We start from the raw sequence: 12,578 nt of genomic DNA, 5'->3' as shown, positions 1-12,578 counted from the left end.
GATGCCGCAAAATCCCGGCTGCTGGCATAGTTTTTACCGTCCCCCAATTTGGTCGCCAGCAGGCTGGCAGTGACTGGCCCGACGCCGGGAATGGAAAGCAGGCGCTGTGCGGTTTCATCATCGGCCATGTGGTTTTTTAACTCTTTTTCGACGGCCTCTATCTGCTCGCAGAGATAGCCATAATGCTGATGAAGTCGGGTGAGTAAACGGCTTCGCAGATGGCCTCAGCGTCAATAAAATCATTTTTATGACTTTTAACGAATGGCCGGACAAACTGCGGAGAAATGAGTTTGACCTGATGCCCTAACTGGCTGATATGACGGGCCATAAAATGCGCCCCGGCACAGGACTCCATCGCGACAATACAAGGCTGGCAGGTGGCGAGAAACTGGGTGAGTTGAGTGCGAGAAAACTTCTTGCGTAATAATGGGTTGCCGTGTTTTTCCTGGCAATGAATATGGAATGAATTCTTACCAAGATCGATACCGATGAGCGTAACGTTTTGCATGATGATCCCTCCAAAAGAAAACCCTGTCAGCTTACCGCTCACAGGGTGGGGGTGACCATCTCATTAAGCCGGGACAATCTTGCGATTTCCCGGCTTTTATTTTGCTACAGCAGCTACATAGCTACACAACCGTCAGAATAACTCGTGAGTTTGGCCGTTATCCATCAGCGTCGTCCCCGCTTCATGCACTGAATACTCGGTGGGTTGTGTCCCCTCGATAAAGTATTCAGAGCGGCTACCTGGGCCACCTGGGGATAGCTTGCCCGTCTGCTTATCAATCACGACACTAACGATACCTGGCGGTGGTGGCACTTGTTTTTCCGGCAGGCCTTCCAGGGCGACTTTCATAAAGTCATTCCACGCCGGTTGAGCCGTTTTCGCTCCGCCCTCGGCGCCTGAAATCTGATCAGAAATAGCGCCAGATGCGGTGCTGCGGCCTAAGTCACGGCGATGATCGTCAAAACCAATCCAGACGGATGTCACGGTGTCCGGGCCGTAGCCGGAGAACCAGGCATCTTTTGAGTTGTTGGTAGTACCGGTTTTACCGCCGATATCTCTGCGTTTTAAGTCACGTCCAGAACGCCAGCCAGTCCCCATCCAGCCCGGTTCCCCGAAGATGTTGGAGTTCAATGCATCGCGTATCAAGAACGCCAGCGGTGTACTGATCACATGTGGCGCATATTGTCCATCGCTATTGAGCTTGGCCTGTGCTGGCGTGACTTGTTCCAGCTCCGGCATCGGCACATTGTTAGCATTATTCGTTCGTGAAGTTGCGACGTTTTCAGTGTTATCGTCGGACAGCACTACAGAGCGCTGAGTGTCGCCGTAAATGACCGGTAAGTTACACTCTTCACAAACAATTTTTGGTTTCGTTTCAAACAGCACATTGCCGGTATCATCGGTGATTTTGGTGATGAAATACGGGTCGACCAAATAGCCGCCGTTGGCCAATACTGCATAGCCGCGCACCAGTTGTAATGGTGTGAATGACGCGGAACCCAGCGCCAATGATTCTGAATGCACGATATTCTGTGCCGGGAAACCAAAGCGCTCCAGATATTCAGCGGCATAATCCACACCCATGGCGCGCATTGCCCGCACCATCACCACGTTTTTCGACTGGCCTAAACCTTGACGCAGACGAATCGGGCCATCATAAGTCGGAGGCGAGTTTTTAGGCCGCCAATCGGTGCCAGCACCCGCATCCCAGCGAGTAATTGGCAAGTCGTTAAGGATGGTTGCCAGAGTCAGGCCTTTGTCCATTGCCGCGGTATACAGGAAAGGTTTGATATTCGACCCGACCTGACGCAGCGCCTGTGTCGCACGGTTAAATTTACTTTGGTTAAAGTCAAAACCGCCGACCAGTGCTTTGATTGCGCCATTGTTCGGGTCAATAGAAACCAAGGCGGAATTGACGTCTGGCACTTGAGCCAACCACCAATTGTCAGCCACTTTTCTGACCCAAATCTGCTGGCCTGGCTGTACCACATCAGTGACTTTTTTAGGTGTTGGCCCCTGAGCATTGTCAGATTTATACGGGCGCGCCCAACGCATACCGGCCATCGGTAGTGCTACACTGTTGCCATCCGCCAATATTGCTGTTGCCTGGTCGGCATTCGCTTGCGTAACGACCGCAGGTAACAGCGGGCCATAAACCGGCAATGTTTTCAGCGAATCAATAATTTTCTCATTGCTCCATGCGCTTTCACCCACTTTCCACAACACATTGGATGGGCCGCGATAGCCATGGCGCATGTCATAAGCCAACACATTGGCGCGTAAGGAATCCACCGCCGCCAATTGGAGTTTTTTGGTGATAGTGGTATAGACCTGATAACCATCGGTATAGGCGTTTTCGCCATAGCGCTTAATCATTTCCTGCCGCACCAATTCAGACAAATAAGGTGCTGAGAAAGCGATTTGCGGCGCATGGTAGTTGGCGACCAATTCTTCACTGCGAGCTTGATCATATTGCGCCTGGGTGATGTATTTTTCATCCAGCATGCGCGATAGCACAACATTACGGCGCGCAACCGCCCGGTCATGTGAATAAAGCGGGTTGAAAGTCGAGGGCGCTTTCGGCAAACCGGCAATCATCGCCATTTGACTGAGAGTCAACTCATTGACTTCTTTACCAAAATAAACCTGTGCCGCCGCCCCAACACCATAAGCACGGTAACCCAGATAAATCTTGTTCAGATACAACTCAAGAATTTCATCTTTCGTCAGTAACTGTTCAATGCGAATAGCCAGGAAAGCTTCCTTGATTTTGCGTATCAAGGTGCGTTCCGGGCTTAAGAAAAAGTTTCGTGCCAATTGCTGAGTAATGGTGCTGGCACCCTGAGAGGCGCGGCCAGAAACCAGTGCAATAGAAGCCGCCCGCAGGATACCGACCGGGTCCACACCGTGATGCTCATAGAACCGGCTATCTTCCGTGGCAATAAACGCACGCACCATTTCTGGTGGAATCTGTTTTAGTGTCAATGGGATACGCCGTTTTTCACCGTATTGGGCGATCAATTCGCCTTCGGCGCTATACACCAACATAGGCGTTTGCAGCCGGACATCTTTCAGTGTGGCAACGTCGGGTAGCTGAGGCTCAATATATTTGTACAGGCCAAATATCGAGGCTGCTCCCAGTAAAATGCAACACACCGCAAGGATCAAAAAATACTTTACGAACTTCACCTGAGATTTCCCATTCAATGTCAATTGGGCAGTTTATAAACAACCGCGCCGTAGTATAAAGGCAAGCCCGTTACATGGATACGTTCTTTTATTCTCTCTCGACACGGAGGTCGACAAAGATGTACACACAATATTGGCAGGTTGGGCTAGATATTCAAATGGAGGCAATACGCGCCTTGGCCGTTGTCAGACGCCGTTATGGCTGGCAACTGCGGTATTGGTGGCATCAAACCTTACCTTCTGGGGCTTTGCGGGAGGGTATTTTACAACAGCCAGATGTGGTTAGCGACAAACTCAAATTATTACGCAAACAATTACCTCGACATATTTCATTACGCATTGCATTGCCCGCCCAGCGTATATTGCAGCAGACTATCCCTCTCCCAGACCGGCGGCTGCGTGAGCCCGAACGCACGGGGTTTATCAATGCGGAGGCAAGCAAGCTTTTCCCGGTCAACAGTCAGGAGTTGGCGCTGGATTATCGTGCTGAAGTGGGCAGTGAATTATTAATCACCGCCGCTCGTCAGTCAGAAATTCACCAATGGCAAGCATGTTTACAGCAGGCTAATTTGCCATCCCCCGTGATTGATATCACCCCCTGCGCCCTGCGTTATATGGCCACGGCCGCCGGTTTATCAGGGACTTATTGGTTAGTCCATCGACTGGCACATGAGTGGCTGTGGGTTTCCTCCAGTGACATGCCGTTTATCTTCGGTGTGGTGCCCATTGAAACTGACGAGACACAGGAATCTGACCGCGTGCGCTCGTTTAATCCGTTAACTGCTAATCCGTTAACTACATTGCTGGCACAGCTTCATACCCATTATCCCCAACCAAGTGATAAGCCGGTGAATGTGTATTACAGCAGTATGATAGATGAATCCCCACCGGAAAATACCACGCGCTGGTCGCCCTTTGCTGCGTTCGCCCAGTATCAGCCCCCTTTGCCCTCATCACCGGCAGCTTTCATGTTGGCTGGTGGGCTGGCGTTACGCCCGGCAGATTACTGATGTATCAGGTTAATTTCTCATCATGGCGCACTGCACGCCAGCTAGCGCGTTACCGATTTTGGCGCAACTTAGGGCTATGCCAAGCCCTGTTTTTTATCATCGCGCTGGTGGTTATGCAGAGGCAATCACAGTTAGTGCAAATCAGTCAGCAAAGCAGCCTTGCCGCACTTTTGCATCAGCAAAAGGTATTAAGCCAGCAGCATCAGCAAGTTCAACAGCGGATGACACAAAAACAGCACGCGCAGCAGCGAGTGAAAATGTATCGGCAAATGCACCAATCCGCTCGCCGTTACGCAATGTTATTGCAGCTGTTAGCACAGGAAATTCCCGATAACTGCTGGTTAATCAGCCTGATACCTAAAGGTGAAAATCTGATTTTTGAGGCTGTCAGTCAAGATTACGCCGCTATCCATGATTTTTTGGTGAAGTTAAGGCGACAGCCCCTATTGGCAAATGTACGCTTACAAAAGATTGCGCAGCAGGATGATGGTCATTTTCGGTTTATGGCGCAGGCCGACTGGCAGGGAGAGGACGTTTCTTATGATGAATAGCATGATGAATAAACAGCTTCAGCGCTGGATGGACAGACCCGGTTGGCAACTTTGTTTATATCAATGGGGAATACTGGTGCTGGTGGGGGCGAGTGTTTATGGCATGGTGCTGCGGCCCCTATGGCAACAGCAGTGGCTAGCCGCTCAGAAAATTATTCAATGCCAACAACAGGTTGATCGCCAAAAATCCGCATTGGCGCAGTTGCCATCGCTCATTTCTCTTGAGCAACAGATTGCTGTGTTGAGCGCGGTTGAAGCACCGTGGCAGCAGTCAAAAGCCTCAATCGGACATTTGGTAGGACAATGGATTGTGCCGTTTGGTGGGCAGGTTATCAGTTGGCAGCGGCAATCTGAACAACCAGTGGAGCCTGGAGCGGATTCATCCGAGCAACAACAATGGCATGCAACCTTGCGGGTGAATTTTTATGGATTACTCCATTTACTTCGTCAGTTAGCTGCAACCTCATCGCCAGTCCAAGTCGAAATAATGGGCATTACACGAGAGAAGCATGCGCTGACAGTGAAACTAAACCTAAAAAAGTCTTTTACCGGAGGTGAAAGTGAGTAATCACCGCAACAGACAGTGGACACTCGGGGGGCTGTTGATGGTGGCATTACCGGCTTTGGCGGTTGGCACAGAACCCTTATCAACTGAGATTGGGCGCAATCCATTTGAACGAATCTCAACAGGGTCTTGTGATGATGACCGCGAAAAACTCGCCGATTGGCAATTACAGGGCATTGTCCGGGGGGCGGATGACCATTTTGCTTGGGTACAGCGGGCGGAGGGCCAGTGGCAAAAACTGGCGATAGAAACGCGCCTATTGCCCCATTGGCAAGTGACCCACATCAGTGCGCGGCAAGTCCACCTCCAGCATGTTAACCCAGAAAAGCCATGCTCAGGTTCATCAGGTTCTGTGGTGCTATCGATGCGCTAAGATATTAATCATCAGTATTAAAAGGAATGAATCTGATGGATTTCTATAGATTAAAAATAAAAAATACAATTAAAATCAATAAGATAATTAAAGTAAAAGACGGGCTATGGGCTGCATGCAGTATGGCGCGAGGGCCATTATTTCTTTTTCTGCTGCTCAGTGCCTTACTTACCATGCCCTTTCCCATTCATGCAAAAGGTGGCACGCCAATCTCACTGGAGTTTCAAGACGCTCCTGCCCCCATGGTGTTGCAAGCACTGGCGGATTATCAGCAATTGAATTTGGTCATTGCGGCAGATATTGGCGGTAATCTTAGTCTCCGGCTGGTGGATGTCCCTTGGGAACAAGCACTTACTATCGTTTTGCGCATGAGCCGCTTGAAAGTCGAGCGCGAGGGAGCGGTGATGATGGTTTTCACCGAACAGGATATTGAGGACCGGCGGTTGCTGGCTGAACAAAAAGCGGGGCCAGAATCACTCAGTAACTTGAGCCTGGCTTTGCAATATGCGGATGCTGAACAAGTCGCGGACAGTTTGAGCCTGGCCGAGGGCGGGTTACTTTCTCCGCTGGGCAGTGTGGTGGTAGATAAACGTACAAATACATTATTAATTCGCGATACTTCCGCATCATTAGCATTATTGAAAAGCTGGTTAGCAGAGATGGATTTGCCTTTGCAACAAGTGCAGTTAGCCGCGCATATAGTGACCATCAGCCGTGAAAACTTGCAGGAACTTGGCGTACGTTGGGGAATGGGTGAGCCGCAACCTACATCCGCGCTGAGAATGAGTGATTTTAATGTCAATTTACCGCTGCCTACCAGCGCAGTCAGTGCTGGGTTTAATGTTGCCCGCATCGGGGGGAGGCTACTGGAGCTGGAGCTGAGCGCTCTGGAGCAAGAAAATCAGGTCGACATTATTGCCAGCCCGCGCTTAGTGGCCTCACATCAGCAAACCGCCAGTATCAAACAAGGTTCTGATATTCCTTATACTGTCTCACGGGGGAAAAAAGGGGCGACGACGATTGAGTTTAAAGAGGCGGTATTAGGAATGGAAGTCACACCAAAAATACTGCGTAATGGCAAAATTACTTTAAACTTAAAAATCAGCCATAATATGCCAGGAATGGCGATGAAACGTGGTGATAGTGAAACTCTGCTAATCGATAAACAGGAAATCAAAACCCAAATAACGGTCAATGACGGCGAAACTATTGTGTTAGGCGGGATTTTTCAGCAAAAAAACAGTCAAGGTGTTAATAAAGTGCCTATGTTGGCCGATATTCCTTGGCTGGGGGGGCTGTTTAAACAGGATGCCCAGCAACAAAGTCGTCGGGAGTTAGTTATTTTTATCACCCCAAGATTGATAGGTACTTGAGTCCCAAAAGGTGCCGATTTATGAAAACAGGCCAATCTTGGTGACTTTCTGCAACTTTTTGTGTGATAGGGGGCTTCTAAATTTGACGCTGCCCCAGATTTAGCTTACAAGGGTTACCGAATTGAGCTCCGAGGTTTTTAATAACGTTGATACGCCGATAAAAACGTATGGTTTCCCTCCCACGACGTGTACAACGATTTATTCGGTTGCCAAACTACCAGAAGTGCTGAGATAATTTTCAGTCTGATCTCGCACTATCGCTCATGAGGTTTCAGTTTAGGTCCCGTCGCTAATTTGATTGGCGGGGCGGGTTATCATTAACGAATAGTCTTAGTAATACCAAAAACATGGCAGAGAAACGCAATATCTTTCTGGTTGGGCCTATGGGTGCCGGCAAAAGCACTATTGGTCGTCAGTTAGCTCAGCAACTCAATATGGAGTTTTTCGACTCTGATCAAGAAATTGAGCGACGTACCGGAGCTGACGTGGGCTGGGTATTCGACGTGGAAGGCGAAGAAGGTTTCCGCGATCGTGAAGAAAAAATTATTAATGAACTGACGGAAAAACAGGGCATTGTTCTGGCAACCGGTGGTGGCTCTGTTAAATCCAGAGAAACCCGTAACCGTTTGTCAGCCCGTGGCGTGGTGGTGTATTTAGAAACCACTATTGAGAAGCAGTTGGCCCGTACACAACGCGACAAAAAACGTCCGTTGTTGCAGGTTGATTCGCCTCCACGTGAGGTGTTAGAAGCACTGGCAAAAGAACGTAATCCGTTGTACGAAGAAATTGCAGATGTCACCATCCGCACTGACGATCAAAGCGCGAAAGTTGTTGCTAACCAGATTATCAACATGCTGGAAAGTAACTGATTTAGCATTTTACTAATGCCCGCGGGCGTAAGTTAAGAAGGTTACTGGGCGCGACATGGAGAAGATTACTGTCACGTTAGGGGAGCGTAGCTACCCGATTACGATTGCTGCTGGATTGTTTAAAGATCCGGCCTCTTTTAAGCCGCTAAAAGCGGGTGACCAGGTCATGCTGGTGACCAACCAAACGCTAGCGCCACTCTATCTGGATTCGCTCCGGGCAGTGCTGGAACAAAGCGGCATTAAAGTCGATCAGGTGATTTTACCTGATGGCGAACAGTATAAATCTCTGAGTGTTCTGGAGCAGGTATTTTCTGCCCTTCTGGAAAAACCGCACGGTCGTGATACTACACTTGTCGCCCTAGGTGGCGGTGTAGTAGGCGACCTGACCGGTTTTGCCGCTGCTTGCTATCAACGTGGCGTACGCTTTATTCAAGTTCCTACCACCTTACTTTCTCAAGTGGATTCCTCTGTCGGTGGTAAAACCGCAGTGAACCACCCATTGGGTAAGAACATGATTGGTGCTTTCTACCAGCCGGCATCGGTGGTGGTTGACCTTGATTGTCTCAAAACCCTCCCTCCACGTGAGCTTGCTTCCGGGCTGGCTGAAGTTATCAAATACGGTATCATTCTTGACGCAGCTTTCTTTGAGTGGCTGGAAAACAATATTGACGCTTTGTTAGCTCTGGATATGTCAGCATTAGCTTACTGCATCCGCCGTTGCTGTGAATTGAAAGCCGATGTTGTTGCCGCCGACGAAAGGGAAGAGAGCGGGAGGCGCGCTTTACTCAATTTGGGTCATACTTATGGTCATGCCATTGAGGCTGAAATGGGTTATGGCGTCTGGCTACACGGGGAAGCAGTTGCCGCCGGAATGATGATGGCTGCACATACCTCCCGTCGATTAGGCCAGCTTTCAGACCAAGATGTTGAGCGTATCAAGAAACTACTTTTACGTGCTGGTCTGCCAGTCAGCGGGCCGCAGGAAATGACGCCAGAGTCCTATCTGCCGCACATGATGCGAGATAAAAAAGTGCTAGCCGGTGAGCTTCGTCTGGTATTGCCAACCGCAATAGGTCGGTCAGAAGTCCGTGGCGGTGTTGCACATGATAGGGTACTGGCGTCTATCTCTGATTGTCAGTGATAGGAAATGGCATAAGTACATTTATCATATTCCTTTGCTGCGGGCGTTTTAGCTTGTTGGCAGTCAGTAAAATCAATCAGCCGAGCCGCAGTGATAAATGCGGTAGGCTTTTGCCTCTAGTTGGAGGGTTTAGATGGATGATTTAAAGCCGGAAGACGATCTGAAACCAGATAGCAGTGACCGTCGCCCAACACGTGCCCGCAAGTCCTCGACTGGGCCTAAGCTTGCTGTTTCACGCCAACATATGATGATTGGTATTGGCATTTTAGTGCTGCTGCTGATCATTATTGCCATAGGTTCAGCCCTAAAAGCCCCGACCGAACATGAAGCATCACAACAAAATCCAAATGTGGATGTTGCGCGAAACATCAATCTGTCTGATTCATCTTCACTGACCAGTGGCAGTAATACTCAGCCAGCGGTGGCAAATAACACCACCGATGGTCATGATGCCAATGGCGTGAGGAATACCGCTCAGCCACAAGATATTAGTGTTCCGCCGATTTCTCCGACACCGACCGAGGCCGCTCCGCAGTCTTCTGTCAATAATTCAACCCAACGTATTGAGTTACCTGGAAATATGTCTGACGCGCTTTCTCAGACCCAGGGGCAGGTCGATACTCTGTCTCAGAATATGAATGACGGCCCAACCTCCACACTGCCGACGGCACCGGCTACTGTTTCAACCTCGAAAGGGGCCAAAGTGCCAGTAGCACGGGAGCCGATGACTCATCCGATGCAGAAACAGGCCACGGCCGCGGGTAAACAGCCTGCTGTTAGCCATAAAAATCCGACAACAGCCGTCTCACCAGCCGCTTCTGCGGTGGCGAAATCAGGTTCGGCTGGCAGCAGTAGCGCATTGAAAAATGCTCCTGGTAGCCACTTCACGTTACAACTGAGCAGTGCATCGCGCTCAGATACCTTGAATGCCTATGCTAAGCAGCAAAAACTATCTGACTATCATGTATATGAAACCAAACGTGATGGTAAGCCTTGGTACATCTTAGTGAGTGGCAACTACGCCTCCTCTGCTGATGCTAAAAGGGCGATAGCCACATTACCCGCTGATGTTCAGGCGAAAAAACCGTGGGTTAAACCTGTACAACAAGTACAGCAAGACCTTAAAAAATAAATCATTCTTATTTGTGCGCTGATGTGCTGTCTGAAACAGAGTACAATCTGCGGCTCTGAATTATTAAGTAGCTAACTGACGGCATGAAGAAAAACCGCGCTTTTTTAAAATGGGCTGGTGGGAAATATCCGCTGGTTGATGACATTCGACGCCATCTTCCAGCGGGAGACTGCTTGATAGAGCCATTCGTCGGTGCGGGGTCGGTGTTTCTTAACACTGAGTATGAATCTTACATACTGGCCGATATCAACAGTGACCTCATTAACCTCTACAATATCGTAAAGGACCGCACTGATGACTTCGTGCGTGATGCTCGTGTTTTATTCACGGGCGATTTCAATAATTCCGAGCATTTTTATCAACTGCGTCAAGAGTTTAACGCCAGCGTCGATGCCTATCGTCGTGCTTTATTGTTTCTCTACTTGAATCGCCATTGTTATAACGGTCTGTGCCGTTATAATTTGAGCGGTGAATTCAATGTGCCTTTCGGTCGTTACAAAAAACCTTATTTCCCAGAAAATGAGCTGTATTGGTTTGCTGAAAAATCGCAAAATGCTGTTTTTGTTTGTGAGCATTATCAGGAAACTTTATTAAAAGCTGTGCACGGGGCGGTGGTTTACTGCGATCCTCCGTATGCGCCATTATCAGCGACGGCTAATTTTACGGCATATCACACCAGTAATTTTGGTTTAGCGGATCAACAGAATCTGGCTCGTCTGGCTTACCAGCTGTCAGCAGAAAATAAGATCCCGGTTCTAATTTCTAATCACGACACAGAGCTGACGCGCGATTGGTATCATCAGGCGTCACTGCATGTGGTCAAAGCGCGCCGTACTATTAGCCGTAATATTCTTGGCCGTAATAAAGTGAACGAGCTTTTGGCGCTGTATAGCTGAGCGGGAACTGCCGCTCGGATTCAAACCCAGTGATTTATGAAATAAAAAGTTATTGATAAAACTGATATTTCATAAAACAAAGAGAGATGTTTGGAGAAGCGGATGAAAAAGTTTTTAATTGCCCCGTCTATTCTGTCAGCCGATTTTGCCCGCCTGGGTGACGATACCGCTAAGGTGCTCGCCGCCGGTGCTGATGTGGTGCATTTTGATGTGATGGACAATCATTACGTTCCTAATCTGACTATCGGGCCGATGGTGTGCAAGGCTTTGCGTGATTATGGCATTACTGCCCCTATTGATGTCCATCTGATGGTGAAACCGGTCGACCGTATTGTCCCGGATTTCGCCAAAGCCGGTGCCACGTATATTTCATTCCATCCTGAAGCTTCAGAGCATGTTGACCGCACTTTGCAACTTATCAAAGAGAGTGGCTGCAAGGCGGGTTTGGTGTTTAACCCCGCCACCCCGCTTAGCTACCTCGATTATGTGATGGATAAACTGGATGTCATTTTGCTGATGTCCGTGAACCCTGGCTTCGGCGGGCAGTCTTTCATTCCCGAAACACTGAACAAATTGCGTCAGGTGCGCAAGCTGATTGATGACAGCGGCTATGACATTCGTCTGGAAGTGGATGGCGGCGTTAAAGTGGATAATATTCGCGATATCGCGGCGGCCGGTGCCGATATGTTTGTCGCCGGTTCGGCAATTTTTGGTCAGCCGGACTATAAAAGTGTGATTGATGCTATGCGCAGTGAATTGGCGAAGTCTGCTCATGACTAAATTTGATGCTATCCGCGGTGTGGCTTTTGATCTCGATGGCACATTAGTTGATAGCGCTCCGGGGCTTGCCAGCGCGATTGATCTGGCGCTGGCACATCAAGATTTACCGGTCGCGGGCCAAGATTTGGTCTCAACCTGGATTGGCAATGGTGCGGATGTATTAGTCGAGCGCGCGCTGCGCTGGGCGGGTCGCGAGCCAGATACCCAATCTGTGGCGCATACCCGTGAACTGTTTGACCACTATTACGCCCAGACAGTCGAGCAGGGCAGCCAGCTATTTCCGCAAGTGAAAGCCACATTGGCGCAACTGGCGGCCAGTGGTTTGCTGATGGGCCTGATTACTAATAAACCCACGCCATTCGTCGCCCCACTGCTAGCCTCCTTGGGTATTGCCGATTATTTCTCCGTCATCATTGGCGGTGATGATGTCGTGGTGAAGAAACCCCATCCCGCGCCCTTGTATTTATTGCTGGCCAAGCTTGGCTTGCATGCCCGTGAAATGCTATTTGTTGGTGATTCACGTAATGATATTATGGCCGCGCAGGCGGCGGGTTGCCCCTGTGTCGGGCTGACCTATGGATATAACTATGGTGAAGCTATTGCCACCAGTCGTCCCGACTGCGTGCTAGAGCACTTTGCCTGTCTGTTGCCCGCTCTCGGGCTGACATCTTTAAAAGATCAGGAAACATAAA

The 12,578-nt window shown here is 49.4% G+C and carries 12 protein-coding genes and 1 pseudogene; 11 read left to right on the top strand and 2 right to left on the bottom strand.

Translation table 11 applies throughout. The features are described 5' to 3' along the window. Both FTA91_RS19340 and mrcA read right to left on the bottom strand, forming a co-directional pair. Nucleotides 1–508, bottom strand: a pseudogene (locus FTA91_RS19340) (IS110 family transposase); the annotation flags it as partial. A 132-nt stretch (nt 509–640) separates the two neighbouring features. After that, nucleotides 641–3,196 carry a peptidoglycan glycosyltransferase/peptidoglycan DD-transpeptidase MrcA gene (gene mrcA, locus FTA91_RS19335; protein WP_145535918.1) on the bottom strand — a complete coding sequence of 852 codons (2,556 nt, stop codon included), beginning with the start codon at nt 3,194–3,196 and terminating at the stop codon, nt 641–643. Between the two features lie 119 nt (nt 3,197–3,315). On the opposite strand from mrcA, the gene pilM reads away from it, so the two are divergent. From pilM to FTA91_RS19280, 11 genes are all read left to right on the top strand, one after another. Continuing rightward, the gene (pilM, locus tag FTA91_RS19330) at nt 3,316–4,206 is read left to right on the top strand and encodes a type IV pilus biogenesis protein PilM (RefSeq protein WP_050116173.1); all 891 of its coding nucleotides are present in this window, start codon (nt 3,316–3,318) and stop codon (nt 4,204–4,206) included. Then, a complete protein-coding gene (locus FTA91_RS19325) occupies nt 4,206–4,757 on the top strand; it encodes a PilN domain-containing protein (RefSeq protein ID WP_050116174.1) in 552 nt (183 codons plus the stop codon). The genes pilM and FTA91_RS19325 overlap by 1 nt, the downstream gene beginning before the upstream one ends. 4 nt (nt 4,758–4,761) lie before the next feature. Then, nucleotides 4,762–5,325 (top strand): pilus assembly protein PilO, encoded by a 564-nt coding sequence (locus FTA91_RS19320; RefSeq protein ID WP_145535922.1) that lies wholly within the window; start codon nt 4,762–4,764, stop codon nt 5,323–5,325. 37 nt (nt 5,326–5,362) lie between these two features. After that, nucleotides 5,363–5,695 carry a pilus assembly protein PilP gene (locus tag FTA91_RS19315; protein WP_080983629.1) on the top strand — a complete coding sequence of 111 codons (333 nt, stop codon included), beginning with the start codon at nt 5,363–5,365 and terminating at the stop codon, nt 5,693–5,695. 173 nt (nt 5,696–5,868) lie between these two features. Further along, complete coding sequence (hofQ, locus tag FTA91_RS19310; RefSeq protein WP_227507681.1) at nt 5,869–7,068, top strand: DNA uptake porin HofQ; 1,200 nt, start codon at nt 5,869–5,871, stop codon at nt 7,066–7,068. 347 nt (nt 7,069–7,415) lie between these two features. Further along, a complete protein-coding gene (gene aroK, locus FTA91_RS19305) occupies nt 7,416–7,937 on the top strand; it encodes a shikimate kinase AroK (protein WP_050116179.1) in 522 nt (173 codons plus the stop codon). A 55-nt stretch (nt 7,938–7,992) separates the two neighbouring features. Continuing rightward, nucleotides 7,993–9,078, top strand: coding sequence for a 3-dehydroquinate synthase (gene aroB, locus FTA91_RS19300; RefSeq protein WP_050116181.1), 1,086 nt, complete (start codon nt 7,993–7,995; stop codon nt 9,076–9,078). Between the two features lie 133 nt (nt 9,079–9,211). Beyond that, the gene (locus tag FTA91_RS19295) at nt 9,212–10,210 is read left to right on the top strand and encodes an SPOR domain-containing protein (protein ID WP_050116183.1); all 999 of its coding nucleotides are present in this window, start codon (nt 9,212–9,214) and stop codon (nt 10,208–10,210) included. Between the two features lie 83 nt (nt 10,211–10,293). Beyond that, on the top strand, nt 10,294–11,106 hold the full coding sequence (gene dam, locus FTA91_RS19290) for an adenine-specific DNA-methyltransferase (RefSeq protein ID WP_050116185.1): 813 nt from the start codon (nt 10,294–10,296) through the stop codon (nt 11,104–11,106). 102 nt (nt 11,107–11,208) lie between these two features. Next, nucleotides 11,209–11,886 (top strand): ribulose-phosphate 3-epimerase, encoded by a 678-nt coding sequence (gene rpe, locus FTA91_RS19285; RefSeq protein ID WP_145535916.1) that lies wholly within the window; start codon nt 11,209–11,211, stop codon nt 11,884–11,886. Next, nucleotides 11,879–12,577, top strand: coding sequence for a phosphoglycolate phosphatase (locus FTA91_RS19280; protein ID WP_050116187.1), 699 nt, complete (start codon nt 11,879–11,881; stop codon nt 12,575–12,577). The genes rpe and FTA91_RS19280 overlap by 8 nt, the downstream gene beginning before the upstream one ends. The last annotated feature ends 1 nt before the right edge of the window (nt 12,578 follow it).

The sequence above is a fragment of the Yersinia thracica genome, from assembly GCF_902170565.1.
Taxonomy (GTDB): Bacteria; Pseudomonadota; Gammaproteobacteria; order Enterobacterales; family Enterobacteriaceae; genus Yersinia; species Yersinia thracica.
The sequence above is the reverse complement of the archived record's forward strand: the minus strand, read 5'-3'. Positions and strand labels throughout refer to the sequence as shown.

Excerpts from the sequence above, each read along its gene's own strand:
- pilM (WP_050116173.1), top strand. The coding sequence starts at position 3,316 with ATGTACACACAATATTGGCAGGTTGGGCTAGATATTCAAATGGAGGCA.
- FTA91_RS19325 (WP_050116174.1), top strand. The coding sequence starts at position 4,206 with ATGTATCAGGTTAATTTCTCATCATGGCGCACTGCACGCCAGCTAGCG.
- FTA91_RS19320 (WP_145535922.1), top strand. The coding sequence starts at position 4,762 with ATGAATAAACAGCTTCAGCGCTGGATGGACAGACCCGGTTGGCAACTT.
- FTA91_RS19315 (WP_080983629.1), top strand. The coding sequence starts at position 5,363 with ATGGTGGCATTACCGGCTTTGGCGGTTGGCACAGAACCCTTATCAACT.
- hofQ (WP_227507681.1), top strand. The coding sequence starts at position 5,869 with ATGCCCTTTCCCATTCATGCAAAAGGTGGCACGCCAATCTCACTGGAG.
- aroK (WP_050116179.1), top strand. The coding sequence starts at position 7,416 with ATGGCAGAGAAACGCAATATCTTTCTGGTTGGGCCTATGGGTGCCGGC.
- aroB (WP_050116181.1), top strand. The coding sequence starts at position 7,993 with ATGGAGAAGATTACTGTCACGTTAGGGGAGCGTAGCTACCCGATTACG.
- FTA91_RS19295 (WP_050116183.1), top strand. The coding sequence starts at position 9,212 with ATGGATGATTTAAAGCCGGAAGACGATCTGAAACCAGATAGCAGTGAC.
- dam (WP_050116185.1), top strand. The coding sequence starts at position 10,294 with ATGAAGAAAAACCGCGCTTTTTTAAAATGGGCTGGTGGGAAATATCCG.
- rpe (WP_145535916.1), top strand. The coding sequence starts at position 11,209 with ATGAAAAAGTTTTTAATTGCCCCGTCTATTCTGTCAGCCGATTTTGCC.
- FTA91_RS19280 (WP_050116187.1), top strand. The coding sequence starts at position 11,879 with ATGACTAAATTTGATGCTATCCGCGGTGTGGCTTTTGATCTCGATGGC.